Origin of the sequence: Marinobacter sp. MMG032, from assembly GCF_040112695.1 — a bacterium.
GTDB lineage: Bacteria > Pseudomonadota > Gammaproteobacteria > Pseudomonadales > Oleiphilaceae > Marinobacter > Marinobacter salsuginis.
Map to the genome: position 1 here is coordinate 3,815,702 of NZ_CP157802.1, position 24,205 is coordinate 3,839,906.

At 57.6% G+C, this 24,205-nt stretch carries 20 protein-coding genes and 4 tRNA genes; 12 read left to right on the forward strand and 12 right to left on the reverse strand.

Annotated elements, in window-relative coordinates:
* Positions 1-9: 9 nt before the first annotated feature.
* The 5 genes from ABNF92_RS17520 to purE form a co-directional block, all read right to left on the reverse strand.
* Entirely contained in the window at positions 10-597 is a 588-nt protein-coding gene (locus tag ABNF92_RS17520; protein WP_069183158.1) for a LemA family protein, read from the reverse strand.
* A 22-nt stretch (positions 598-619) separates the two neighbouring features.
* Entirely contained in the window at positions 620-2,680 is a 2,061-nt protein-coding gene (locus ABNF92_RS17525) for an EAL domain-containing protein (RefSeq protein ID WP_349342879.1), read from the reverse strand.
* Between the two features lie 288 nt (positions 2,681-2,968).
* Complete coding sequence (gene sodB, locus ABNF92_RS17530) at positions 2,969-3,547, reverse strand: superoxide dismutase [Fe] (protein WP_136631545.1); 579 nt, start codon at positions 3,545-3,547, stop codon at positions 2,969-2,971.
* 71 nt (positions 3,548-3,618) lie between these two features.
* The gene (locus ABNF92_RS17535) at positions 3,619-4,737 is read right to left on the reverse strand and encodes a 5-(carboxyamino)imidazole ribonucleotide synthase (protein ID WP_349342880.1); all 1,119 of its coding nucleotides are present in this window, start codon (positions 4,735-4,737) and stop codon (positions 3,619-3,621) included.
* Positions 4,738-4,951: 214 nt separating this feature from the next.
* Positions 4,952-5,443, reverse strand: a complete 492-nt coding sequence (gene purE, locus ABNF92_RS17540) for a 5-(carboxyamino)imidazole ribonucleotide mutase (RefSeq protein WP_349342881.1) — start codon at positions 5,441-5,443, stop codon at positions 4,952-4,954.
* Positions 5,444-5,738: 295 nt separating this feature from the next.
* Here purE and ABNF92_RS17545 point away from each other — a divergent pair, with 295 nt between their 5' ends.
* From ABNF92_RS17545 to ABNF92_RS17570, 6 genes are all read left to right on the forward strand, one after another.
* Positions 5,739-6,710, forward strand: a complete 972-nt coding sequence (locus tag ABNF92_RS17545) for a hypothetical protein (protein WP_349342882.1) — start codon at positions 5,739-5,741, stop codon at positions 6,708-6,710.
* Between the two features lie 139 nt (positions 6,711-6,849).
* Positions 6,850-7,722, forward strand: a complete 873-nt coding sequence (locus ABNF92_RS17550; RefSeq protein WP_349342883.1) for a DUF2846 domain-containing protein — start codon at positions 6,850-6,852, stop codon at positions 7,720-7,722.
* A gap of 49 nt (positions 7,723-7,771) precedes the next feature.
* Positions 7,772-8,017, forward strand: a complete 246-nt coding sequence (locus ABNF92_RS17555; protein WP_069183164.1) for a hypothetical protein — start codon at positions 7,772-7,774, stop codon at positions 8,015-8,017.
* Positions 8,018-8,179: 162 nt separating this feature from the next.
* Positions 8,180-8,255 (forward strand) — tRNA-Val (locus tag ABNF92_RS17560).
* A gap of 66 nt (positions 8,256-8,321) precedes the next feature.
* Positions 8,322-8,398 (forward strand) — tRNA-Asp (locus ABNF92_RS17565).
* Between the two features lie 22 nt (positions 8,399-8,420).
* Positions 8,421-8,496: transfer RNA gene (locus tag ABNF92_RS17570), tRNA-Val, on the forward strand.
* A 41-nt stretch (positions 8,497-8,537) separates the two neighbouring features.
* Here the strand turns inward: ABNF92_RS17570 and ABNF92_RS17575 are convergent.
* The gene (locus ABNF92_RS17575) at positions 8,538-9,944 is read right to left on the reverse strand and encodes a 3-oxoacyl-ACP reductase (RefSeq protein ID WP_349342884.1); all 1,407 of its coding nucleotides are present in this window, start codon (positions 9,942-9,944) and stop codon (positions 8,538-8,540) included.
* Between the two features lie 321 nt (positions 9,945-10,265).
* Here ABNF92_RS17575 and ABNF92_RS17580 point away from each other — a divergent pair, with 321 nt between their 5' ends.
* Complete coding sequence (locus tag ABNF92_RS17580; RefSeq protein ID WP_349342885.1) at positions 10,266-11,603, forward strand: acetyl-CoA C-acetyltransferase; 1,338 nt, start codon at positions 10,266-10,268, stop codon at positions 11,601-11,603.
* Positions 11,604-11,702: 99 nt separating this feature from the next.
* Positions 11,703-11,779 (forward strand) — tRNA-Met (locus ABNF92_RS17585).
* 54 nt (positions 11,780-11,833) lie between these two features.
* On the opposite strand, the gene ABNF92_RS17590 is transcribed toward ABNF92_RS17585, so the two are convergent.
* Together ABNF92_RS17590 and ABNF92_RS17595 are read right to left on the reverse strand one after the other, a co-directional pair.
* Positions 11,834-13,321, reverse strand: a complete 1,488-nt coding sequence (locus ABNF92_RS17590) for an amidase family protein (protein ID WP_349342886.1) — start codon at positions 13,319-13,321, stop codon at positions 11,834-11,836.
* A 45-nt stretch (positions 13,322-13,366) separates the two neighbouring features.
* The gene (locus tag ABNF92_RS17595; RefSeq protein WP_153633628.1) at positions 13,367-14,374 is read right to left on the reverse strand and encodes a hypothetical protein; all 1,008 of its coding nucleotides are present in this window, start codon (positions 14,372-14,374) and stop codon (positions 13,367-13,369) included.
* 186 nt (positions 14,375-14,560) lie between these two features.
* Here ABNF92_RS17595 and ABNF92_RS17600 point away from each other — a divergent pair, with 186 nt between their 5' ends.
* Both ABNF92_RS17600 and ABNF92_RS17605 read left to right on the forward strand, forming a co-directional pair.
* A complete protein-coding gene (locus ABNF92_RS17600; RefSeq protein WP_349342887.1) occupies positions 14,561-16,315 on the forward strand; it encodes an autotransporter assembly complex family protein in 1,755 nt (584 codons plus the stop codon).
* Positions 16,312-20,073, forward strand: a complete 3,762-nt coding sequence (locus tag ABNF92_RS17605; RefSeq protein ID WP_349342888.1) for a translocation/assembly module TamB domain-containing protein — start codon at positions 16,312-16,314, stop codon at positions 20,071-20,073. Before ABNF92_RS17600 ends, ABNF92_RS17605 begins: the two co-directional genes overlap by 4 nt.
* 2 nt (positions 20,074-20,075) lie before the next feature.
* Here ABNF92_RS17605 and ABNF92_RS17610 read toward each other — a convergent pair whose 3' ends face one another.
* From ABNF92_RS17610 to ABNF92_RS17620, 3 genes are read right to left on the reverse strand one after another with little or no spacing between them, the layout of a single operon-like run.
* Positions 20,076-20,780, reverse strand: coding sequence for an SIMPL domain-containing protein (locus ABNF92_RS17610; protein ID WP_349342889.1), 705 nt, complete (start codon positions 20,778-20,780; stop codon positions 20,076-20,078).
* A 31-nt stretch (positions 20,781-20,811) separates the two neighbouring features.
* A complete protein-coding gene (locus tag ABNF92_RS17615) occupies positions 20,812-21,546 on the reverse strand; it encodes a type 1 glutamine amidotransferase (protein ID WP_349342890.1) in 735 nt (244 codons plus the stop codon).
* A complete protein-coding gene (locus ABNF92_RS17620) occupies positions 21,539-22,540 on the reverse strand; it encodes an amidoligase family protein (protein ID WP_349342891.1) in 1,002 nt (333 codons plus the stop codon). The genes ABNF92_RS17615 and ABNF92_RS17620 overlap by 8 nt, the downstream gene beginning before the upstream one ends.
* A 225-nt stretch (positions 22,541-22,765) precedes the next feature.
* On the opposite strand from ABNF92_RS17620, the gene lexA reads away from it, so the two are divergent.
* Both lexA and ABNF92_RS17630 read left to right on the forward strand, forming a co-directional pair.
* A complete protein-coding gene (gene lexA, locus ABNF92_RS17625; protein ID WP_174805002.1) occupies positions 22,766-23,377 on the forward strand; it encodes a transcriptional repressor LexA in 612 nt (203 codons plus the stop codon).
* A gap of 42 nt (positions 23,378-23,419) precedes the next feature.
* Complete coding sequence (locus ABNF92_RS17630) at positions 23,420-23,911, forward strand: SulA-like leucine-rich domain-containing protein (RefSeq protein WP_069183172.1); 492 nt, start codon at positions 23,420-23,422, stop codon at positions 23,909-23,911.
* Positions 23,912-23,915: 4 nt separating this feature from the next.
* On the opposite strand, the gene ABNF92_RS17635 is transcribed toward ABNF92_RS17630, so the two are convergent.
* On the reverse strand, positions 23,916-24,176 hold the full coding sequence (locus ABNF92_RS17635) for a hypothetical protein (RefSeq protein WP_008177453.1): 261 nt from the start codon (positions 24,174-24,176) through the stop codon (positions 23,916-23,918).
* Positions 24,177-24,205 lie beyond the last annotated feature (29 nt).

Below are 24,205 nucleotides of genomic sequence, written 5' to 3' on the forward strand. Positions count from 1 at the left end.
CTCAGGGCCTCAGAAGGCCACTTTCGGTGCCTGACGGGCTTCCGGTGATTCCAGTTCCAGTTGCGACGTTTCCTTGAACGCGAACATGCCGGCAACGATGTTGTTGGGGAACTGCTCCCGGAAGATGTTGTAGCTCATCACGCCGTCATTGTAGGCCTGGCGAGCAAAGGCGACACGGTTCTCGGTGCTGGAGAGTTCTTCCATCAGTTGCTGGATGGTTTCGTTGGCCTTCAGCTCCGGGTAGTTCTCGGCCACGGCGTAAAAGTTGGCAAGTGCCTTGGTCAGCAGGTTTTCCGCGCTGCCAAGTCGCTGGATCTTGGTGCCATCGCCAGGATCCTTGGCGGCATCTTTTTGGGCGCTGACCGCATTGTTGCGGGCTTCCATCACCTGGGTGAGGGTGGTTTTCTCATGGGTAAGATAGGCCTTTGCCGCTTCCACCAGGTTCGGGATCAGGTCGTGCCGGCGCTGCAGCTGAACGTCAATCTGGGCAAACCCGTTCTTGAACTGGTTACGGAGGGAAACCAGACGGTTGTAGATAAAGACCAGGTAGAAAACAACGACGGCAATGACAATCAGGCCGATAACGGTGGTTCCCATGGCAACTCCTCAGGGTAATGGGTCAGGCGTTATTCTCCACGATTTGCTCGTGGAAACCTTTTACGAAGGTCTCAAATTCACGCGGCGGCAGCGGCTTGCTGAAAAAATAACCCTGAGCCAGCTGACAACCGCGCTGGCTCAGATAGTATTCCTGTTCTGCCGTTTCCACACCCTCTGCAACCACCGACAGGTTCAGGCTCTTGCCGAGATCGATAATGGTGTTGGCGATTCGGGTGTCTTCTTCGTTGACAAGCAGATCCTGGATAAACTGTTTGTCGATCTTCAGGTGTTGAACTGGCATCTGCTTCAGGTAGGTGAGCGAAGAGTAGCCGGTGCCGAAGTCGTCCACTGCGATGCTTATCCCGGCTCTGTTCAGCCTGTGGAGTTTGGCCACCGCATCAGAAAGGTTGGTCATGAAGCTGGTTTCGGTCACCTCAAGCTCCAGCCGCCCGGCAGGAATCTTGTGTCTTCGCAGGGTATCGAGGATGTCATCGACGATGGTTTCCTGGCGCAGCTGTACTGCCGAAAGGTTAACGGCAATACGCAGTGGCGTGCCATCGGCTGCCCACCGAGCCGCCTGCCAGCACGCCTGATCCAGGACCCACTGGCCGATTTCAACGATAGACCCATTCGCTTCGGCGACAGGTATGAATGTGTCGGGAGGCACCATACCCCGAGCCGGGTGTTCCCAACGGAGTAGCGCCTCAGCTCCGATCACCCGTTTGCTCTCCAGGTTGATCTGGGGCTGGTAAACCAGATGCAGCTGATGGTTGGCCAGTGCCTGGGACAGGTCCTTTTCCAGCTGCTTCCTGTCGCGGATTTCCTGGTCAATGCTGGCGACGTAGAACTGGAAGTGGTTATGGCCGTTCTGCTTGGCCAGGGTCATGGTCTGTTCGGCACTCTGGAGCAGACGGTCTGCCTGGTTGGTGTCAGACGGGTACAGTGCAACCCCCATGGTGGCCGTCATGGAAATGCTCTGATCTTCCACAAGCATGGGTGCGCTGATGCAAGCAAGAATTCGCTCGGCCGTGTCTGCTGCCTGGAAGCCGTCCCGGAGTCCTTTCTGCACAATTACGAACTGATCGCTGCCAAGACGCGCAATGGTAAAGCGGGCGTTGTCCAGTTTGTTGGTCAGCCGGTCTGCGACAGTCTGCAGGATCAGATCGCCAGAGCGGAACCCGCACTGCTCATTCACCGACTTGAAGTCGTCGATGCCGCAGACAATCAGAGACAGTTGTGAGTGGCGCTTGTTGGCCTCCTCAATGTCCCGTATCAGCAATTCCATAAAGGTATCCCGACTGGGCAGGCCGGTAAGCTGATCGTAGCGGGAGAGACGGCTAACCCGATCCTCCGCCTCGCGATGACGTTTCTGGCTGTCACCAATGGCGACCAAAAGATTATTCGTGGCGTTTACCCACAGACCCAGTTCGTCGCTCTGATGGCCGGGTGGCGTTGTGACCAGGCGGTCGTCCGGGTGTGCCGGGTCTACCTGTTTCACGGAACTGACAATCCGCAGCAGAGGGCGCGTTAGGAGCAGATGGAAGACATAAAACAGCACCATCCCGAGGATGAGGGCCGTCGCTATGCCAGAAGCGAAGGTGACCGCCGCCCTGTCCAGCCAGGTGCGCGCTGCCGGTGCTGTATCGTAGTGAACATCCAGATAACCATAGACGTCTTCTGGATTACCTTCCCGGAATAGGGGTTCGCGGAAGAGGCGTTCATCATCGAAGAAGGGGTCAGTAACCGGGCGAAACGCGGTTTGCTGCAACGGGCGGTCGCGATTGCCCAGTGGTTCGCCGTCTGGATGAACGATTCGGGCCGTGTGAACCGCTTCCTTGGCGAAGAGACCGTCAACTACCTGTTGGGCGAGCTCGGCATCGATGCTGAATACTGCCTGGGTGGCGGCGTCTTTTACCATCGCAATGGTCTGCTCAGCGTCGCTGTCCAGCCCCGTGGACACGCGCTGGGCATCCAGGATGACCTGTATGGTGCTCACAATAACGCCACTGACAAGGGCTACGGCAAGAATCCACCGTAAGATTCGATAGCCCAGGCGATGTTCAACCTCGAAGGATTTTTGCATTCAAGCCTGTCTTGTTCCGGTTATCCAGGGCGAGCGTTCCGCACTGTTCAGGGCGAAAATGTCGCACTTCGGGTGATGTGCTTGGGGCCTCACCCTGATTGTTGGTGCTAAGTATGGTTCAGAGTTCCGATATCTTCATGGAGTATCGGCGATTTTTTCAAAGATTTCAGGGTGTGCTTGTATCAAATTGTAATTGCTCAGGTATGACAGGCACAAAAACGCCCGCCAGGGGCGGGCGTTTTAACACACTGCGGTGTTTGCAGTCTGTGTCTGGAAGCAGGGCTTCGATCAAGCCAGGTTTTCGTTCACGAAATCCCAGTTGACCAGGTTCCAGAACGCTTCCAGATAGTTCGGACGGGAGTTGCGGTAGTCGATGTAGTAAGCGTGCTCCCAAACGTCGACGGTCAGCACCGGCTTGTCGGCGCCGGTCAGCGGCGTTTCCGCATTGCTGGTGTTAACGATGGCAACGCTGCCGTCGGCTTTCTTAACCAGCCAGGTCCAGCCAGAACCAAAGTTGTTGGCGGCCTTGTCGTTAAATTCTTTTTTGAAGTCTTCGAAAGAACCGAACGCCTTCTCGATGGCTTCCTTGGCTGCGCCGGTCGGCTCACCGCCGCCGTTCGGGCTCAGGCAGTGCCAGTAGAAGGTGTGGTTCCAAACCTGTGCGGCGTTGTTGAACAGCGGGCCGCTGGCGCTCTTGATAATGTCTTCAAGAGACTTGTTGGCGTTATCAGTACCTTCGATCAGGCCATTGAGCTTGGTGACGTAGGTGTTGTGATGCTTGCCGTAATGGTACTCAAGAGTTTCCTGAGAGATGTGCGGTTCCAGTGCGTTCTTTTCATAAGGCAGTGCGGGAAGTTCAAATGCCATGAGGTCGTTCTCCCTGTCTCTCTGTTTATGTGGATGTTCACTCGCCCAATATAAGGGCGCTTTGAGCTATATCAACCCTTTGCTGTCAAAGAACTTTTAAACTCGGGGCTGCCGGGCAGGAACTGCGCGCAGTTCTTTACCCGCCAAACCAGTTCCTCGTAGCTGTCGGCCAGAATGTTTACGTGGCCCAACTTCCGGCCCGGTCGTTCACCTTTATTGTAGAGGTGAACATGGGCATAGGGCAGTTCAAGAATGCGATCGATCTCGCCATGCTCGCCAATAATATTGATCATACAACTGAGGCCACGGGGTGCCACGTTGCCCAGCGGGTGGCCACTGACCGCACGAATGTGGTTCTCGAACTGGCTCGTCATCGCGCCCTCGATGGTCCAGTGCCCGGAGTTATGAACCCGCGGGGCCATTTCATTGGCCACCAGGCCATCGGCTGTTTCGAAAAGCTCCAGAGTTAATACGCCGACATAGTCCAATTCGTTCAGTAGTGCCTTTATGTAGCGCTCCGCATCTTCCTGAACATGCTTTTCGAGTTTTGGCGCCGGTGCAATCGAGTACCGCAGAATCCCCTCGTGGTGAGTGTTCTCGGCCATCGGGTAGAACGCGAGTTCGCCGTTCTCAGCGCGCACTGCAATAATCGATACTTCCCGGCGGAAGTCGACAAACTTTTCTACGATCAGGCGGGGGTGGCCAATGGACGCCCATGCAGCCTCTGCTTCCTCGGGCGTTCTTAGCACAGCCTGGCCTTTGCCGTCATAACCTTCGGTGTTGGACTTCGCCACCACCGGGCAGCCAAGCTCCTCGGCAGCGGCTTTCAGTGAGGCTGCGCCGTCGGCAATCTTCCACTCTGGCGTGGGAATGCCCAGCTGGCCGAAAAGGGTCTTCTCTGCTTCCCGGTTCTGGCACACCTGTAATGCCCGGGGGCAGGGATGCACTGGTTTGTGGGCGGCAATCTTCTCCGCCACCTCGACCGGCAGGTGTTCAAACTCGTAGGTAACGCGATCGACGCGAGAGAGGAAGTCATCCAGGTACTCGCCGTCCCGGTCAATGATGACCTCACCAAGACCGGCACTGGGGCTGCCAGACATGTCATAGAAAACAAAGGTCTTGGCCAGTGGGTATCCGGCCAGTGCCAGCATTCTTCCGAGTTGGCCGGCGCCCAGTACACCAATTCTCATTTGTGTTCTCCTGCCTGTTTTGGCGTTAAATCTTCTGGCTTCTCACTGCGGTAGTGACCATTTTGGGGATGCCACCAAAAGTCCGGGGAGCCTTTGGCGGGAGCTTTTCCAAAACTGTAGAGGGCCAGGGATGGCCCGAAACAAGCGCACAGGGACGTGCTTGTAGCGTGTTTTGGAAAAGCTCCCGTCGAAGGCTCCCTTCACCCAACTTGAATCATTGATCTCGAGGGTCAGGATTGTCCAGAATCGTTTCGGTCTGTGTGGCCCGGAACTGTTCCACAGCCTTGCGAACATTGTCGTCTGAGGTGCCGATAATTTGTGCCGCCAGCAGACCAGCGTTGGTGGCCCCGGCTTTGCCAATGGCCAGGGTGCCGACGGCAATGCCACCCGGCATCTGGACGATGGACAGTAGCGAATCCAGACCGTTCAGGGCTTTGGACTGAACCGGCACACCCAGGACCGGTAGGGCGGTTTGTGAAGCAACCATGCCCGGCAGATGCGCGGCGCCGCCAGCGCCGGCGATAATAACCTTCAGACCACGGTCTGCGGCGGTTTTGGCGTACTCAAACAACAGATCCGGGGTGCGGTGGGCCGAGACGACTTTGGTTTCATAGGGTACGCCGAGTTTTTCGAGCATGTCGGCGGCGTGTTCCATGGTGGGCCAGTCGGATTTGGAGCCCATGATGAGTCCTACAAGCGGCTGCATATGCAACAGTCCTGTGATAATTGGAAAGCCGGCCATTGTATGTTTTGCCTACCTACCATGCAACAAAGCCTGGTGCAGGTCGTGGTTGGCATTTCTTTTCCAGAAACCGCTACGAGCACTTCCATGTGCGCTTGACTGAAGCCATCCCTGGCTTCAGACATTTCTGGAAAAGAAATCCCAACCACGCCCCTTAGCTCAGTGTGGTCCGCCAATAACACGCCTTTATTTCACCCTGCTTGTAAGTACAGGTATTATCGGACCTTATTGTTTTAACCGTCCATAGTCAGGAGCTGTAATGGAACCCATTCGTCCAGATGATGATGAGCTGAGGGCTGAACGACCGATTGGTAGTGCCGGGCCGAAGAAAGCGGCGGAGAAAAAGTCCAGGCCATCGTCCGGTGGGAAGGGCGAACCGTCGGCGCCAGCGAAGCCTCCCAAAGGGCGCAAAGGCGGTAACGGCGGCAGTGGTCGTGGCAGCTCGGCCATGCTTTGGGTGCTCTTGATCGTGCTGGCCGTGGCGGGCGGTGCCGGTTGGTATTCGCAGGAGCAGCGGGTTCAGGCATTGGAAGGGCAGCTTGAGGAGGCAGATTACTGGGCTCGTCAGAGCAAGCTGGCGCTGGCCCGGTTTGAGGGGGAGCTTTCGGAAACGGGGGAGAACCTGCAGGAGCGGGGAGCGACTCTGGAGGAGCAGATCGCGGCGCACACCAAGCGCCTGGATACGGCAGACAGTGAGATCCGGAAGCTTTGGGCCATTGCAAATGAGCGCAACAAGAAGCGTCTGGATGATCAGCAGGAGCGGATTGCTGCGTTGGAATCCGGTCTTGCGGAAGGGAAACAGGCCATTGGTGCACTTGAGGCATCGGTAGAGAAGGCCCGGTCATCGCTCTCTGCCGATATTGCCGCTCTGAAGCAGCAGACGGAGACGTCGATTGCGGCACTGCAGGAGGCGAACCGGCAGGCAACGGATCAGTTGACGAAACTGAGTCAGCAACTGGCGGATGTGGATCAGGTGATCGAGAGCCGTATCCGGCGATTCGAGCAGGAGCAGAAGCTTGGAATCAGTGGTATGGAGGGGCGGATTTCGGCTCTGGAGCGGGAGACGGATGAGTTGGCCGGCGATGGCCGGGTTCAGGCACTCCGGAACGAGGTGGCCAGTCTGAAGCGAACGGTCGAGTCGATCGATGCTTCCCGTTCACAGCTGACTTCCCGCCTGGTTCGGCTGTCTGAAGAAGTGAACCAGCTGCGGAGTCAGGTCAGCGGGCAGTAATTGTCCCGCAAGGCGTTTCGGTCATCGCATTTCGGGTTTTGTAACGGTTTGTAGCCATCCCTTGCGGTAGCTCTCATTTCTGCGGATTTGCAGTTGTTATGATCAGGCAACTCGCAATCAGGATGAAGAGTTAACAACAATGAAAACCCGAGTGCCTTCCGTTTTTCCCTTGCTCAGGCCGCTGGTCGCGTTTCTTCTGTTGCTGGCGGTGTCCGGGTGTACGGTTTATCAGTCCATTGGTAAAAGCGTCGGTTCGTTCCTGCACCCGGTTTCCGGCCATGATTTCGTCCACATTGATAACGACAGCTGGGACCGGCGCAACGCCGTGCTGTATTTCTATCGGACCCATTCCCAGTGGGCTGCAGACGAGATCGAAGCCCCAAGTGTCTACATAGACGATACCCACTATTTCAACATCCGTAACGACAGCTTCACCTGGCTGGAGGTGAGCCCCGGGGAGCGCCATATCGCCATGCGTCGGCCGCTGCTGGGGCTGGAGGGAATGAACTCCTTCAGTCTGAGCCTGATCGCCGATGCCACGCTGGAAGTTGAGCCCGGAAAGATTTATTACCTGCGCTATAACGAGCTCTCCGAGCCGGGCCAGCGACATCCTGATCTGGATCCGGATCACCCGCTGACCCAGGGTGACTTGCAGCTGGTTACCCGGGAATATGCCATGCAGGCAGAGGAGATCGTTTCCACTCGATTCCTCAACAGTGATCTTTTGGCACCGAACCATGCTGCGACCTCGATTGTGGAAGTGAATGAAGACATGGATTACGAGCGGCAACTGGTGTTGCTGGAAGAGGAGCGGGAGCTTGAGATCGAGCGGATGAAGGAAGAAGGCAAATACGAATCCGCTCCCTGGTTCTGGCCATTCGGCGGTGGCCCCACTGTTCCCCTGGAGACAGATCGCAAGATTGAGAAGCTTGAGCAGGAGTACGCGGAACTGGAGCAGGAGCGTGAGCGAAGGGAAGAGGCAGAATCCGGAGGTGGCTGGTGGATTTTCTGAGCGCTGACTACACTGACGTCAGGTGAAAGACGCGGGAAATTCGAAAACAATGGCTCTCAAGGATTCTCTTAAACTCAGATTTGAAAAGCTGGCGGACGATGTTGTTCCCCAACTTCTCGATAGCTGGGGCGATCTGCAAAAAAGGCTGGATGACCTGAATTGTTCCCTGGCCAATCGGGCCGTGCCTGAAGACAGGCGCAGCCGTGTCAGCGAGTTGTCCCTGCAGGAGAAAGCCCAGCAGGCGGGGCAGGATCGTCCGGTTGTGCGAGCCGTCAAAACCTCGCGGCGGAAGTGAATTTGCTTAAAAACTGTACGCTTTTTAATGGCTTGCAGGTTTTTAAAGAAAATTCCGGGAAAATATTTGACACCGCCAGCCAAATGCTTAAAATGCGCCTCTCACTTGGTTGAGACAGCACGGCTGCCAAGCAAGTGAATGCCTTTTGAAAGGCTTGAAAGTGGGTGGTTAGCTCAGCTGGGAGAGCATCGCCCTTACAAGGCGAGGGTCACTGGTTCGATCCCAGTACCACCCACCACTTTCAAATGCATCACCGGATCACCCCATCCGGTTTCAGGTTCGAGCCCGAGGGCCGAATTGATGCGGAGCGGTAGTTCAGTTGGTTAGAATACCGGCCTGTCACGCCGGGGGTCGCGGGTTCGAGTCCCGTCCGCTCCGCCATTTTTATTTAGAAAGTATTCCCGGGTGGTTAGCTCAGCTGGGAGAGCATCGCCCTTACAAGGCGAGGGTCACTGGTTCGATCCCAGTACCACCCACCAAATTTCGAAAAAGGGCCGATCCGCAAGGATCGGCCCTTTTTTTATTTGCCAATCAACGATTGCCCGCAAACCCGCACAACATTGCCGTTCACTCCATTGGATGCCGGGCTGCAATACCAGGCGATGGCTTCAGCCACATCCACCGGTTGGCCGCCCTGGGAAAGGCTGTTCATCCGGCGACCTGCCTCGCGGATAGTGACCGGCATTGCTGCTGTCATCTGGGTTTCGATAAACCCGGGAGCAATGGCGTTGATGGTCACCCCGTTTTTCAGTTGCCGGGCCATGGCTTCCACGTATCCGATGACTCCGCATTTGGCGGTTGAGTAGTTGGTCTGCCCGAAGTTGCCAGCAATCCCGCTGATGGAGGAGATGCAGACAATGCGCCCGTTGTCTTTCATAAGCTCACGCTTGGCCAGTTCCTCGTCGATCAACTCTTCGGCGGTCAGGTTTACGGCGATGGTCATATCCCAGAAGTGTTCAGGCATGTTGCCCAGGGTCTTGTCGCGGGTAATTCCCGCATTGTGAATCACCAGGTCCACCCCGCCGAAATGCTCGTCGATAAAGTCGGCGATCAGTTTTGGTGCTTTGTCGTCGGTAATGTCGCAGGCCAGGGCCTTGCCCTTGATGGCGGATGTGACCTTTTGAAGATCTTCCATGGCTGGCGGAATATCCAGACCAATGACGGTCGCGCCGTCCCGTGCCAGCGTTTCTGAGATGGCGGCGCCTATGCCACGGGAGGCGCCCGTGACCAATGCAACCTTGCCGGTCAGTGGGGCGACGGGGTTGGTTGCCGGCGCCGCATCGCTTTTGCCGATCTTGACGACCTGGCCGGACACGTAGGCAGAGCGGGCAGACAGGAAGAATCGAACGCTGGACTCCAGTTGCTTCTCTGCTCCGGGCGCCATCCACAGCAGGTTTGCCGTTGAGCCTTTCTTGCCGATCTCCTTACCTAAGCTGCGAACAAATCCTTCCAGTGCCTGCTGAGCCGCGGCCTGGGGTGCTTTCCTGCAGGTGGCGGGGGTCTGGCCAACGACCAGAACGCGAGCGTTGCTGCCGAGCTTTTTGATGGTGGGGTGGAAAAAGTCGTAGAGCGCTCGAAGGTCGTCGGGGCCTTTCAGGCCAGAGGCGTCGAACACCAGGGCCGAGAATTTGTGGTCGATGTCCGACCCCAGGTCCAATGGTCGGGCTTTGTTGCCGGCTTTGGATGAATCGTTCAGGCGCTCGTTGCCGCTGGCATGGTGCAGTGTGGCGGCACTGGCGCTGAGGGTGCTGCCAATGGTTGCGATGGCTTTGCCACCGGCTGCGGCACCAATCAGCACGTCGCCCTCAATAAAGGGCTGGTCGGTGCGTTTGAGGCGTTTCAGGGGTACTGGCGCTGGCAGACCGAGGGATTGTGCGGCGGTTTTACCTACCGGGGTGTTTACTATTCTAAGATAGAGGTCAGACATGGTGGCTTCCTTGTTTTGCATTCGGGTTGCTGGATGCGAATCGTCCTACAGGGTAAAGAATCGGATAGTTTTTGGATTGACTCAATGCCTGTAGGGTGTTGTCAGGGGTGCCAATGAGGCATTTCGGGTTGTCGCTAAACTGTCGACATTAACAACTCAGCCTGGGTGCAGGGAACATTGGGGGAAGGCTTCCCAGAACACGCCCGTGAATACATCCATGTAGGGCTCGGTCGCGCCATCCTTGGCGCTCCACGGTTCTGGGAAGCCTTCCCCCAATGTTCCCCCTGACATCACGGTTACTTCAAAACGGATGAATTGATCATGGCAGAAGCATCGAATACTCCACGTAAGAAAACCGCTACATCAAAGAAGACCAGTGCTGGCCCTTCGGCTATTCGTCGCGTGGCTGTGCTGGGCGGTAACCGGATTCCGTTCGCTCGTTCCAATACATCCTACAGCAAGATCAGTAACCAGGAGTTGCTGACGTCGGCTCTGCGGGGGCTGGTGGACAGGTATGGTCTTGAGGGGCAGCGGCTGGGTGAGGTGGCTGCCGGGGCGGTTATCAAGCACTCGCGGGATTTTAATCTTACCCGTGAGGCGGTGATGAGCTGTGGATTGGCTCCGGAGACTCCGGCTTATGATATCCAGCAGGCCTGTGGCACGGGGCTGGAGGCGGCGATTCTGGTGGCCAACAAGATTGCCCTGGGGCAAATCGAGTGCGGCATCGCTGGCGGAACCGACACCACGTCCGATGCGCCGATTGGCGTGGGTGAGGGGCTTCGGGAGATTTTGCTGGATTTGAACCGGGCCAAGACGGCGGGCGAGCGGCTGAAGATTCTAGGGCGGTTTCGGCCGGGGCATCTCAAGCCGGAGGTTCCTGAAAATGGCGAGCCCCGCACTGGCATGTCGATGGGCGAGCATGCCCAGGTGACGGCGAAGGAGTGGGACATTGCCCGGGAGGATCAGGATAAGCTGGCCTTCGAGAGCCATCAGAAGCTGGCCAAGGCCTATGAGGAAGGTTTCTTCAACGACTTGATGACGCCGATGGCAGGTTTGGAAAAGGACAACATTCTGCGGCCGGATACCTCGTTGGAGAAGCTGGCGACGCTCAAGCCGGTTTTTGATCGGGAAAACGGTACCATGACTGCGGCCAACAGCACGGCGCTGACGGATGGCGCGTCTTGCGTGCTGCTGGCCAGTGAGGAATGGGCCAAGGCCAACAACTATGAGGTCAAGGCCTGGTTGACGTTCTCGGAGGTTGCGGCGGTAGATTTCGTGGACAAGAAGGAAGGCCTGCTGATGGCGCCTGCCTATGCGGTACCCCGGATGCTGGAGAAGGCTGGGCTGACACTGCAGGATTTCGATTTCTATGAAATCCATGAAGCCTTTGCCGCTCAGGTCCTTTGCACTCTGAAAGCCTGGGAGGATCCGGCTTTCTGCAAGGAGCGCCTGGGTCTGGACAAGCCCCTGGGTAGCATTGACCGCGACAAACTCAATGTGAAAGGCAGCAGCCTGGCGACCGGCCATCCCTTTGCGGCCACCGGTGCCCGTATTGTTGCGACTCTGGCCAAGTTGCTGGAGGAGAAGGGCAGCGGTCGGGGCCTTATTTCCATCTGCGCTGCGGGTGGCCAGGGGGTTACTGCGATTCTGGAGAGGTAGGTTTGGTTAAACCCGGAACTTTCCTTTGACAGTGTCGATCACACCCCTTATCATGCGCGCCACGTTGATCAGGGGTTCCCTGAGAAACAACCAGTTTGATGCGGGGTAGAGCAGTCTGGTAGCTCGTCGGGCTCATAACCCGGAGGTCGTTGGTTCGAATCCAGCCCCCGCTACCACTATTGAAGTCAAGCCCGCTTTTGCGGGCTTTTCTCGTTTTTACTTCCGCATTTTCAGAATCCCTCTGGCTGGACAAATCCCGCCAGTCCCGCGTCTTCCAGCAGTCCCGCAAACCCGATCGTAGTCAGATCCATCCCCGGTGCACCGATTACCTGAACATTGAAAGGCAGGCCTTCTTGGGTTCGGCCAATGGGCACGGAGGTGGCGGGCAGCCCCAGCAGAGTGGCGAAGGCGATCCAGCAGAACTGGTCCATGTAGGCCCGTGGCTGGCCGGCGACGGTGATTCGGCGTTTGAAGACAGGGTGGGAGTGGTCATGCCGGATGGCGGTGGTTGGTGTGACCGGCGTCAGCAGAACGTCCACTTCCTGAAACAGGGATTCGATTTCGGCGCGCATTTTCTCCCGCATTTCGCTCCAGGCCATCCACTGGTAAACGGGCTGGTTCACGCCCCTACCGTATTCACCAATAAATGGTGTCATCGGGCCCAGGAATTTGAGCCAGGGTTCGAGTCGCGCGATCCATTTCATTTGCCGGCGCTGCGCAGGTTTCAGGGAGGTACTGAGCAGAGTGCCGAGCAGGTTGAAGTAAGCGGGCAGGATATGCTCAAGGCTCAGTAATGGATGCTTCACTTCGGTGACGAGTGCGCCCCGCTCTGCCAGTGATTTTTCCAGGGCCTGATAGCCTTCGGTGAGTTCCTGCTCTACCGGGCACAGTGGGTCTTCAAGCCAAAAGCCGACGCGCGCCTGGTCGAGTCTCTGGAGCACTGACGGTGCCATGTGAAGCGCCCAGCTTCGCTCTTCGGCTGGCCGTGGCCCAGCAATGACTTTTAGCAAAAGCTCCAGATCCCGGGCGCTGCGCGCCATTGGGCCGCCCTCGGCCAGGTCGGGCCGGGATTGGGTGCCGGGCGGTCCGGGAATGTGGCCCCGAAACGAGACCAGGGAGCGGGTTGGCTTGTGGCCGAACACACCACAAAAATGGGCCGGTGTGCGAATGGAGCCGGCCAGGTCGCTGCCCACTTCGAGCGGCGTCATGCCAGCGGCCAGAGCAGCCGCTGCGCCGCCCGAGGAGCCCCCCGGAGTGTGAGCTGGGTTGTGGGGGTTGTTGGTGACCCCGAACAGCTTGTTGTAGCTCTGGAGGTCCGTGGCGTAGATGGGGACATTGGTCTTGCCCAGAATAATGGCGCCGGCGTCTTCCAGCTTCTGCACAACATCAGCGTGGTATTCCGGGTTGTGGTTTCTAAGGGCCAGCGCGCCTGCGGTGCAAGTCATACCAGCCACTTCCCAGGTGTCCTTGAGGGTAAGCGGCAGTCCATGGAGAGGGCCTTTCACCGCGTTAGCTGCCCGTTGTTCATCGGCCTGACGGGCGTTTGCGAGTGCCCGCTGTTCATCCAGGGTCACAACGGCATTGATGGCCGGATTGTGCTTCCGGATCTGGTCCAGAAGAGCTGCAGTGAGGGCTTCGCTGGTCAGACTGCCCGCCTCCAGCTGCGCCAAAAGGTCATGGGCGGATTGGTAGTGCAGTGGCAAGTGCGATGCATCCATGGATGTTCTCTTTGTTGTTGGTTTCTGGAAAATCTCGCCGGTTCGTCAAGGCAACTCGGACCGCCAGTGTTTCACTTTAACCTGCCCCTTGATCGCATCAATGATCTCGATAATCAGATTGATCAGTGCTTCGTTCTGGGTTTCGTCGGCTCTCACTTCGCCGGGTGTCGGCAGGAACACGTTCACGATGTCTTCAATAAAGGCGTGATTGGAAGCCGAGGCCAGGTCTTCCAGAATCTGGTGGATAACGTTGGCAACGATGTCTCCCACGGCCTCTTCCAGGGTCTCTTGAATGGTGGGGCCGACCACCGGCAGGTATTTCAGCCGCGACAGTTCAAGATTCTGCTTCAGGGCGTTATCGACTCGGTCCTCCAGATAGCTGCGCAGAGCGCCGCGATTGGGTACGTAGCCCTCCTGGGCTGCCTCAGCAACGCGCTTGGAAATCCAGTCTGAGAGCATGTCCCTCCGGGGGTAGAGAATGTCCTCCTGGATCTTGTCGAATAGCGGTGAGCCGCGTCTGACCTCCTGCTGCACGCCGCTCAGAACCTTGAGCACAATGCGGTCCGAGAGCTCTTCCATAAAGGCTTCATAATAAAAATTTACGAACCGGTAGATCTTGGTGTTGGTGATATCGATGATCTTGTACTGGTGCAGGCGATAGATGATCGAGATCACCCGCAGAATACGCAGGAAACGCAGGCTTCCTACGGGAATACAGCCCACCAGGTCATACCAGTGGATGAAGGGGTAGAAGTACCAGCGGTCATACACCTTGGCCTTTATGGCATAACCCCACCGAACAAAGAACTCGGTCAGGAAGATGCTGACAAAGATCAGATCGTAAAAGATGAAGCGTTCATGAATGGGATGGTAGGCGGACTGAATAGCGGGGGCGTGTTCTTTCAGGAGATTCTGAACCGCGACAAAGTTGTAGATCGAGTCCCAGATAATGAAGGCAAGGTTGATGATCAGCAGCCCCAGCATCAGGAAATCAATGATGAACCAGATAAGCTGGTGACTGGATTTCAGGTTTTCTCGATTTATTTTCAGCATTCGCCTGGGTCCGGTCTGTTGCTAAGTATCTGACAGGTTAGCTTATTTCGAAGCCACAAACGACTTGCCCTGGCGCCGCCTGACGCGTGCCTGAGGGTCAACCATGGATTAACTTGACCGTCTGCCATTAAACTCCCACGCTTTAACGTAAATCCTTCTTGTTACCACCAACACTGAAATAGCCGGATGCTATCAATCTACCAAGTCGTGAATTCGGGCCGGGTCCGGCTTCTGATCCTGCTGCTCTGCTGGCTGCCGTCGTGGGTTTCTGCTCAACAGGTGGTTGTTAACGTGGAAGGTGACTATCCAGAGCTCAAATCCAACGCTGAGGCTTTCATTGGTGAGGTTGAAGGCCGAAGCGCCGGCAATCTGAGGCGATATGCCCCAACGGCTGTCAATCAGGCCCGGGAAGCCCTGCGTGCCTTGGGTTATTACAGGCCCCTGATTGACTGGCGGATAGAAGAGGGCGACTCGGGCACAACGGCGACGCTCACCCTGTCCATTACCCCCGGTGAGCCGGTGAGAGTCAGCTCCCGGATCGTGGAGATACGGGGCGAGGCTGCGGCTGATGCAAGGCTTACCTCTGATCTGCCGCCACATCCGGCAGAGGGCGATATTCTCAATCACGGCGACTACGCCAACCTGAGAGACACCATCCAGACCCGTGCCCGGCGCAGGGGGTATTTCGACGGCAGGTTTGTCACTCGCACCCTGGAGGTGGATCCGGCGAGGCGCAGCGCCGAAATCACGCTCATTTATGAGAGTGGTCAGCGATATCAGCTGGGAGAGGTCACTTTCGAGGAGGGACATTGGTTCGAGATCGAGCTTCTGCGGGATTTCGTCACCTTTGAACCGGGGACCCCCTATCATGCCGACGAGATTGCGCGGCTGAACAAGGATCTGCTTAACAGCGGCTATTTCAGCAATGTCGACATCAATATTTCACCGCAAGAAGCCGAAAATGGTGTCATTCCCGTTAGCGTAGGACTGACTCGGCGCGAAGCACGCTCGGTATCGGCCGGCGTCGGTTTCTCGACCGACGTGGGTCCGCGGTTCCGCGGCACATGGCGAGAGCACTGGATCAATCCCATGGGGCACAAGCGGGGTGCGGAGACAGAGCTTTCGGTGCCACGTCAGAATCTGAGTACCTGGTACGAACTGCCTCTGGACCCGCCCATGACGGATCTGATCCGTCTGACGGCCGGATATCAGCGGGAGGATATCGAGAATGTTGAATCGGAACTTCTGACCTTAGGCCAGCAGTGGCAGCATCAGCTGGATAATGGCTGGCTCCAGGTACTCTCACTACGTTGGGAGGGCGAACGGTTCAATATCGGCAACGACGAGAAGGGCACGAGCACGCTTCTGCTCCCGGGCGCAGGCTACTCCAAGATTCACGCGGATTCGCCCCTGGACCCTTCCCGCGGCTATCGTTTGCAGTTTGATGTTACCGGCTCGCATCGGGCTGTGCTCTCGGATGTGGATATCCTGCACGTGAATGCGCTGGTTAAGGGCTTGTTTACCTTAGCTGGTAAGCAGCGATTTGTCGGCCGGTTTCAGGCAGGAGCCGTTGCCACAAACCGGTTCTCGGATGTGCCGCCGTCCCTCCGTTTTTTTGCCGGTGGCGATCAAAGCGTCCGGGGCTATGGTTATGAAACACTCTCGCCTGAAAACGAAAATGGTGTGCCGGTGGGCGGCCGTTTTTTGATGGTGGGCAGCGGTGAGTATCAGTACCAGTTTGCCGACCAATGGCGGGCTGCGGTGTTCGTCGATCATGGCAATGCCATCAACGATCTGAACGACCCCCTGGCAACCGGCGTCGGCATTGGCGTTCGTTGGATCAGCCCGGTGGGCCCGTTGCGGTTCGACGTTGCCAAAGGGCTGGATCGCGAATTTGGCGGGGAGTGGCGGATTCACTTTTCCATGGGGCCCGAGCTTTGACGCAGACACCGGACAGACACGAAGACAACCAACAGGACCAGCCGGCCCGCTCACACCGGCTTCGCTTCTGGCTGATTGTATGTCTCGGGGTGTTGATCCTCGCTCCCATCTTGTTGCTGACAGCGGTCCTGCTGGCCTTGCGTTCCGAGACCGGGACCGCGTGGGTCATTGAACAGGTGCCGGGGCTACAGGTCGAAAACGACCGTGGCTCATTGTTTGGCCAGTGGGAGGCTGATCGTCTGCAATGGCGAGGTTATGGGGTAGAGGTTATTGTTGAATCGCCTTTCGTGGACTGGTCACCCTCCTGCCTCTTCAGGAAACAGCTGTGTGTTGACGGTCTGAAAGCAGACTCTCTTGCGGTTACCCAATTGCCCCCGGCGGATAAATCCGGGGATGGCGGTGCAATAACGCTGCCAGGGCTCGACTTGCCTCTGGCGCTGAATGTCAGCGGCGTCCGGATGGGCCCTTTCACCTTCAATGGCAACAGGGTCTGGGACCGGCTTGAGCTGGACGCGGGCGGATCGGGTGCTGACTGGACCATCGATCGCGCCTGGTATCGGTTGGGTGATTACACGGTTTCTGCCAACGGACGGATAGAAACCCGACGGGACTGGCCCGTCAATCTTGAGGTCAGGGCCGAGGTTCCACCTCCCTACGGTGACCAGTGGACGCTGGATGCAACACTCTCTGGCAGCGTGCGGGATCTGATGGTGGCAGCCACGAGTCGCGGCTATCTGAATGCCAAACTCTCGGGGCAGGTCGCGCCGCTCGATCCCAGCCTGCCAGCAAGACTCAGGATAACCTCGGACCAGTTCCGGGCAGCTGAGGCGCTGCCGGAGACCCTGGTGCTCAACGACTGGTCTGTGGAGGCCCGTGGCAGTCTGCAGAAGGGGTTCCGTGCACAGGGGCGAGCACGACTGCCCGGCACAACCGGGCCGGTGCAGCTGGCGCTTGAGGGCCTTGTGACCACACAGGCGGCTCAGGGCATCCGTATTGAACTGGCCACGGATAGCTCAAATGGCAGTGAACGGAATACGGTGGTGGCCAACGGACGTGTGGCCTGGAGTGAGGTCTTGGAGGCCAGTGCCGATGTCCGCTTGCGCGGGTTTCCCTGGTACACCCTGGTCCCGGGCCTTGAAGAGCCGGCGGTTACGCTCCAGTCGCTCGATGGTACGGTGTCCTGGCGAGAGGGAAGCTACCATGCGGAGCTTGAAGCAGGCGTTGACGGCCCTCAGGGCCGTGCTGATCTGTCTACCACGGTGGATGGTGACAACGAGCAAACCAAGCTGACCGATCTGAGAATCAGCACTGGCGCCGGGTCGCTGACCGGAAACGGATCGGTCAACTTTGCCGGCCCGCTGTCCTGGCAGGCAGCCCTGGCCCTTCAGAATTTCAATCCGGGATACTGGGTGCCGGTTCTTGAAGCCAGCCTGAGTGGCGATGTCACCACCGAAGGGCAGCTCGGGGACGGTCCCATTCCTGCCATGAACGCCACCTGGAACCTCGAGGGTGACTGGCGTTCCAATCCTGCATCCCTCGAAGGGCGCCTTGATACCTCATCCGGTAGCTGGGAGTTGTCTGGGCTGAGTCTGGCGATCGGTGCCAACCGGGTAGAAGGGAGTGGTACCTGGGGAGAGCTGTTGCGGGGCGATCTGGCCATGAGCCTGCCTGAGCCCGAGATCGTACTCCCCGGCCTGACCGGCAATCTGGAAGCGACCCTGATGGCTGAAGGAACGCCGGAGCGTCCGGTGGGAGAGTTGAGAGCGGGCGGCCAAAACATTGCCTGGCGCGACCAGCTGACCATTGAAACCCTGAGCCTTGAGGCCGAGCTGGACGACGGGCTGAGGCTCACAAGCCAGTTGCAAGCGGAAAATATAGGTGGGGGCGGTCAGGAGCTTGAAACGCTCACGCTCCAGGCGAATGGCACTCAGGGGCAGCACACCGTGAGCCTGAGGGCTGAGCATTCCGAAGCCGACCTGGAACTGGCTTTCGAGGGTGGTGCTGGTTCCGAATGGAAAACCTGGAAGGGGCAGCTATCAACCGGGGTGATAAATGTTCCTGAACAGTCGCAGCGATGGCAGTTGGATTCACCAGCGACCCTCGCCTATGGTGCCAACGGTGAACTGACCTTTGGCAACCATTGCTGGCGTTGGCAACAGAGCACCGTTTGCGCCGACGATCAGACATTGCTTCCGGTTCCCGATATCGCCTACCGAATCAGCCGGTTCCCAACGCTCGCTCTGGCGCCCTTGTTTCCGGAAACCGTGCGCTGGAATGCGCGGTTAAATGGCGAGATCGATTTTACCACCACGGCGGAAGGGCCGGATGGTCGCGTGTATCTTGATGCCGGTGATGGCGAATTCCAGCTGTTGGTCGATGGTGAGTGGGAAGACCTCGACTATGATGCCTTTACCACCGAGGTCACCCTCAAACCTCGACAGGCCGATGTCGCCGTTCGTCTGGCTGGCCCCCAATTGGGCAGGTTTGAGCTGGACATGGGGCTGGACCCGAACTCCGAAAATCGCAACGTCGAGGGTTCGTTCAATTTGGAAGGGCTTGATATCGCCCTTGCAGGATTGCTGTCCGGGCTTGATGAGGTGGCGGGGAAAGTGAATGGCCAGGGTCAGCTTTCGGGCCCGTTGATGAAGCCGGCTGTGACCGGCGAATTGCATCTGGTGGCTGGACGGGTTTCAGATCCCCGGTTGCCGCTGCCCATTGAGGAGATGATTGCCACTATTGAATTCTCGGGCTATTCGGCACAGATCAGCGGCAGGATCCAGAGCAATGCCCGGAGTCAGACCATCCTGGATGGCGAGGTCGACTGGCAACAGGCGCCGCGGGGGAAAATCACGATTTCCGGGGAGCGCGTACCGTTCAGTGTGGAGCCCTATGCCCAGGTTGAGGTGGAGCCGGACCTGACCCTGGTTTTCCGTGAAGGCACCCTGGAAATCACCGGGCAGGTTGCAGTCCCAAGAGGGGACATCGAGATAAAGGGGCTGCCTGAGCAGGCCGTGTCGGTTTCTGAAGACGAAGTCATCGTAGGTGTTGAGAAGGAGGAACCCGTAGTTCGCTCACTGAACATGGATGTGAATGTCCTGGTGGGTGAGGATCAGGTGACGTTTTCGGCCTTCGGCGTGACAGGCGATCTCGAAGGGTCCCTCAGGATCACCAACGATATGGATACCCGGGGAACACTCCAGCTGGTTAATGGCCAGTATGAGGCCTACGGTCAGGAACTCGAACTCAGGCGTGCCAGGCTCCTGTTCGTTGGCAATCTTGCTCAGCCCTATCTGGATATTGAAGCCGTGCGGCGGGTTGATACCGTGGTTGCCGGTATCCGTCTGACGGGGCCGGTGCAATCACCGGAGACCGAGGTGTTCTCCAATCCCGATATGCCGCAGACTGAAGCTTTGTCCTACGTGATTCTTGGCAGGCCCCCCCAAAGCCAGGGCGACGAAGGCCAGATGAGCCGGGCTGCGCTTTCGCTGGGGCTGACCCAGGCCAGCAAGGTAACCGGGCAGATTGGTGAGGAGTTCGGTATCCGCCAACTGACACTTGAGGCAGAGGGCTCGGGCGATCAGACGTCGGTGGTGGCCAGCGGCTACCTGACGGATGAGCTGAGTGTTCGCTATGGTGTCGGCATTTTCGAGCCGATCACGACCGTTGCATTGCGCTACGACTTGGGCAGATACTTCTACCTGGAGGCGGCCAGTGGTCTGGCGGCCTCCCTGGATATTTTCTACACGCGGGATTTCTGAACTCAGTCGAGTTCGAAGGTCGCGCTCACGGAAGCGCGGATTTCCCGCTCCCCCACGCTTGCGACTGTATCCGACATGGATTTGGCCTCGGCCATCATCATCGGAACCGGGCGGTGCCCGCCATTGATGTTGATGGTGACAACATCGCCGCAGGTCTGGTCGAGCTGATTGGCCACGAATTGGCACCGGGCCTTCGCGTCTGCGATTGCCCTGGCAAGTGCTTCCTGCTCCATCCCGGTCTCATCCGAGTGGAAGAACTGGTGTGGGCCCAGATGGTAATCCAGGCCCAGAGACTGGGCTTGCTGGAGGAGGGGGTTGAGCAGGTTAAGGTCGCTTATGCTGAAGCTGATGGTTTGTGAAGCCACGGCCTGTTTACGAGGCTCCTCATCCCGCTCGGGTGCAGGCAAGGTTCGGGTGTACAGGTTCACGGTGGCGTCGGAATAGTCGTTGAGTTGGTCACGGTATTTGCCAATCCCTTCCCGCCATTGCTCCATCAGCGCAGCTACACGTTCAGTAGCCTTCTGCGGCAATTCGTGCTCGGCACTGGCAGTAAACTGAAGCCTGGCGCTGTCCGGCTCGTATCGGACACTGCCTTCACCGGTGAGCGTCACCTCGCCCGCCATGGCCAGGGTTGGCACTGTGAGGGCCAGGGCAATAAGGAAACGGGATTTCAGGTTAAAACGGAGCTTGGGGTTCCTTCCGTTCATGACATTGCCTCCTTTGGCAACCGTTGATGGATCAGGCTTCGCCGGAATCCGGTTCCAGGCGCGCCAGTTTGAATCGGCGGGCGGCCTCCACGAACTGGCCAAAAATGCGCCGGTGCCCACCGTGGTAAAGCAGATATTCAGGATGCCACTGGATGCCCGTCAGCCACTGACCTTGCGTGCTTTCAATGGCCTGTACAAAAAGATCATTATCCACGGCGGTTACACGCAGATTTTGGCCCAGGCGTTTGATCGCCTGGCTGTGAATGCGGTTGGCGCCGATCACAGGCGAGCGCATGGCTTGTTCAAGCCGGCTTTGCGTTACCAGTCGCACCGTTTGCAGGGGCAACAGCAGAGGCCGATGCCGGGTGTTGACCCTCAGCGGGGTCACGTTCTGGCACAACGATCCGCCATGAAAAACGTTAATGAACTGCGCGCCGCGGCAAATCCCCAGCACGGGAATGCCAATGGCCTCGGCCTGCTCCAGCAGCGACTGATCGGTCGCATCCCGTTTGCGATCATAGTTTGCGGTAACCTGGGGTTCCTGGCCATATCGCTCAGGATGGACATGGGTGCCGCCGGAGAGCACCAGACCATCAAGCATGGCTACGGCCACCCGAGACCCGGGACGAATGTAGTGGGTACGAGCGCCGTGAAGACGCAATCCAAGGCTGATCAGGCGATGGGCCAGGCTTTTGCGAGCAGGACCACTGATGCCAATGGTCAGGCCGGGAACCTCAAGTTCCTGTTCGGGAAACGGCTCAGACATACCCGTTCTTGGCCAACCAGTCGTCGGTGGTTTCCTGCCAGCTGTGGGTCAGGTTATGCAGGTTGAGCTTCCGTCGCTCCCGGAACAGCCGCCGCATGTCCGCCAGGTCGTCCGGGTTGTTGGCCAATTGCTCCAGTACCACCCAATCGTTCCACACGGTAGAAAAATGCCAATCCGGATTATCGATGTCGCAATCCGGCAGCCGGTAGTGCAGGGTTGGCCGGCTCTTGATCCGCGGATCGTGAACATGGCGCTCAAGACGCTCACTGTCCAGGTGAGCAAACAGAGGCAGCAGGTCAAGCGCCCGGTTCCTGGTTGGGTTGAACTCCAGGTAGTCCTCCATCAGCTCACCGAGGTTGGGCTGGTAGTCGTCTTCCATCAAAAGCTCGGTATAGCGCCCATGCCAGGGTTCGATATAGGTGGTGAATTTGCGGCTGACATCCAGTTGATGCCGGTCTTTGAGCCAGTCGTAAAGCGCCGCGAACGCCTGGAAGTATCGAACCATTGTTTCCGGGCTGAGATCGGGCAGTTCCGGGTTCAACTGGAGGCCGAAGGCAAAATAGATGGCATCCCGGCTGCCCAGAGCGCCTGCTTTCCTGAGGTCTTCAACGAGAGATTCGATAGTCTCCAGGCTGGAGAAAGGCAGGGGTGGGCTGATGATTTCCAGGGGCACAACCCGTTCTGCGGCAGCATCAATCACATCCATCGCCTGGCCGCCCAGTTCCCGGATCGACTGAGGCAGGCGTTCATCGGCCAGATCAAGGTCCTTGATCGGGTCGGAATCCAGTTCCACCGTGAATTCGCCGAGTGCGGTCTCCAGCTTGGTCACGTAGCGTGACTGGAGCACCGCCGTCCCTTCAAGAAGCCTTGCGGCCAGGGTGACCAGTTCATCGTAGCCCAGACCAGACAATTCGATCTCGACACCCACGCGGCGTTCCCGGCCTTCGTTTGTCTCTCGGATATCAGGCATCCTGCAACTACTGGCTTGCGTCATGCTACTTCCTGACTTGTGAGGGCTTGAACACTAACCATATCACACCGCTGCTGATCATCATGGTTAACCCAATGCAAGAAAATCACGGGCCTGACTTTACACTGGATAAAACACTGTATATAGTCAGTTTACTGTATAAAAAAACAGGGCGCCTGAACCAGGCTATCCGGAGCAGGCATTCCCGGACTGCGGATACTGGCACCGACCCCGATACAACGGAGTAGCTTGATGAAACTCACAGCAAGGCAGTCACAGGTACTGGATATCATACGCCGCTACGTCGATGAGACCGGCTATCCGCCAACTCGTGCTGAAATCGCAGCTGAACTGGGTTTTCGTTCGGCCAATGCTGCAGAGGAGCATCTTCGTGCGCTGGCTCGGAAGGGGGCCATTGAGATGGTGCCAGGGGCCAGCCGCGGTATCCGGCTGCCAGAGGCAGAGGAGGATCTTGGGCTGCCGGTGATCGGGCAGGTTGCCGCTGGTAGTCCGATCCTGGCCCAGGAGCACGTTGAGGATCACTGCACGCTCCAGCCCGAGTTCTTCTCGCCCTCGGCAGATTATCTACTGCGGGTCCGGGGCATGAGTATGAAAGATATCGGCATTCTTGATGGCGATTTGCTGGCAGTGCACAGCACCCAGGATGTTCACAACGGCCAGGTGGTCGTTGCCCGGGTCGGCGATGAGGTTACGGTAAAGCGTTTCCGCAAGGAAGGCTCGAAAGTCTACCTGATTGCCGAGAACGAAGAATTCGCACCCATTGAAGTAGACCTTACCGAGCAGGAATTGTTCATCGAAGGCCTGGGTGTGGGTGTTATCCGACGCTCTGATCTGCACTGATCAGTACGGATAACCTCAGATAGATTGGAAAACGGGTGAATTATGGAACAAATGAGCTTTAATCAGAATCTGGCTTACAATCCCAATGCTCTGTCCTGTTCAGTGCCGGCAACCGCCGCCCGCGAGCGACGTTCTGTCATTCGTGCCCGACGTTCTCCGGAATCCAACGAGACTAAGGTCTCTGGCAATGTGACGGAAATCATCTTGCCGGAAGGCCAGGTGGAAAACTTTCAGTTGCTGTTGCCCATGCTGACGCAGCTGAACCAGGAAAAGCGCTGGCTGGCCTGGATTGATCCGCCTCAGGCATTGGTCAGCAAGTGGCAGAAAATGCATGGGATCGTGGCTGGTGAGTTGCTAGTGCTTCGTTCAACGTCGGATTATTCCGCGCAGGAACTGGCCGAGCGAGCCCTCAGTGCAGGCACCTGCCATGCTGTGGTCATGTGGACCCGTAAACTGGGCCGCGCTGCCTTTGAGTCCCTGCAAAAAGCCTCTGCCGAAGGCAACAGCCATGGGGTCGTTCTCAGGCAGCGTTAATGACTCAGTGGAGAGTGTAGGAGGGCTGGGCGTCTGAAGCGTCCAGTTCGTCGTCTTCCCAGTCGATATCGTGGGCAACATTTCCGACCGCCTCGATACCTGCGGCGATCATTGCTTTAGCAACAGACATATCACGGTCTTCCATCATTTCCCGGGCTTCCTCCGAGAATGAGATCTTCACCAGTGGCGCACTGTCATCGTCAATGCGGCGCAGGGCGTAATCGCCGTTGGTCAGTTGCACAATTTCAAAAAACGATGGTGACATTCAGTAAACCTTCAAGTTAATCAGATCAG

What these genes read in the sequence shown, in the direction of transcription:
- ABNF92_RS17520 (WP_069183158.1), bottom strand. Translation starts at nt 597, where the DNA reads ATGGGAACCACCGTTATCGGCCTGATTGTCATTGCCGTCGTTGTTTTC.
- purE (WP_349342881.1), bottom strand. Translation starts at nt 5,443, where the DNA reads ATGCAGCCGCTTGTAGGACTCATCATGGGCTCCAAATCCGACTGGCCC.
- ABNF92_RS17620 (WP_349342891.1), bottom strand. Translation starts at nt 22,540, where the DNA reads ATGACGCAAGCCAGTAGTTGCAGGATGCCTGATATCCGAGAGACAAAC.
- ABNF92_RS17580 (WP_349342885.1), top strand. Translation starts at nt 10,266, where the DNA reads ATGGCAGAAGCATCGAATACTCCACGTAAGAAAACCGCTACATCAAAG.
- ABNF92_RS17550 (WP_349342883.1), top strand. Translation starts at nt 6,850, where the DNA reads ATGAAAACCCGAGTGCCTTCCGTTTTTCCCTTGCTCAGGCCGCTGGTC.
- ABNF92_RS17590 (WP_349342886.1), bottom strand. Translation starts at nt 13,321, where the DNA reads ATGGATGCATCGCACTTGCCACTGCACTACCAATCCGCCCATGACCTT.
- ABNF92_RS17635 (WP_008177453.1), bottom strand. Translation starts at nt 24,176, where the DNA reads ATGTCACCATCGTTTTTTGAAATTGTGCAACTGACCAACGGCGATTAC.
- sodB (WP_136631545.1), bottom strand. Translation starts at nt 3,547, where the DNA reads ATGGCATTTGAACTTCCCGCACTGCCTTATGAAAAGAACGCACTGGAA.
- ABNF92_RS17575 (WP_349342884.1), bottom strand. Translation starts at nt 9,944, where the DNA reads ATGTCTGACCTCTATCTTAGAATAGTAAACACCCCGGTAGGTAAAACC.
- ABNF92_RS17615 (WP_349342890.1), bottom strand. Translation starts at nt 21,546, where the DNA reads ATGTCTGAGCCGTTTCCCGAACAGGAACTTGAGGTTCCCGGCCTGACC.
- ABNF92_RS17555 (WP_069183164.1), top strand. Translation starts at nt 7,772, where the DNA reads ATGGCTCTCAAGGATTCTCTTAAACTCAGATTTGAAAAGCTGGCGGAC.
- ABNF92_RS17595 (WP_153633628.1), bottom strand. Translation starts at nt 14,374, where the DNA reads ATGCTGAAAATAAATCGAGAAAACCTGAAATCCAGTCACCAGCTTATC.
- ABNF92_RS17545 (WP_349342882.1), top strand. Translation starts at nt 5,739, where the DNA reads ATGGAACCCATTCGTCCAGATGATGATGAGCTGAGGGCTGAACGACCG.
- ABNF92_RS17535 (WP_349342880.1), bottom strand. Translation starts at nt 4,737, where the DNA reads ATGAGAATTGGTGTACTGGGCGCCGGCCAACTCGGAAGAATGCTGGCA.
- ABNF92_RS17610 (WP_349342889.1), bottom strand. Translation starts at nt 20,780, where the DNA reads ATGAACGGAAGGAACCCCAAGCTCCGTTTTAACCTGAAATCCCGTTTC.
- ABNF92_RS17600 (WP_349342887.1), top strand. Translation starts at nt 14,561, where the DNA reads ATGCTATCAATCTACCAAGTCGTGAATTCGGGCCGGGTCCGGCTTCTG.
- ABNF92_RS17525 (WP_349342879.1), bottom strand. Translation starts at nt 2,680, where the DNA reads ATGCAAAAATCCTTCGAGGTTGAACATCGCCTGGGCTATCGAATCTTA.
- ABNF92_RS17630 (WP_069183172.1), top strand. Translation starts at nt 23,420, where the DNA reads ATGGAACAAATGAGCTTTAATCAGAATCTGGCTTACAATCCCAATGCT.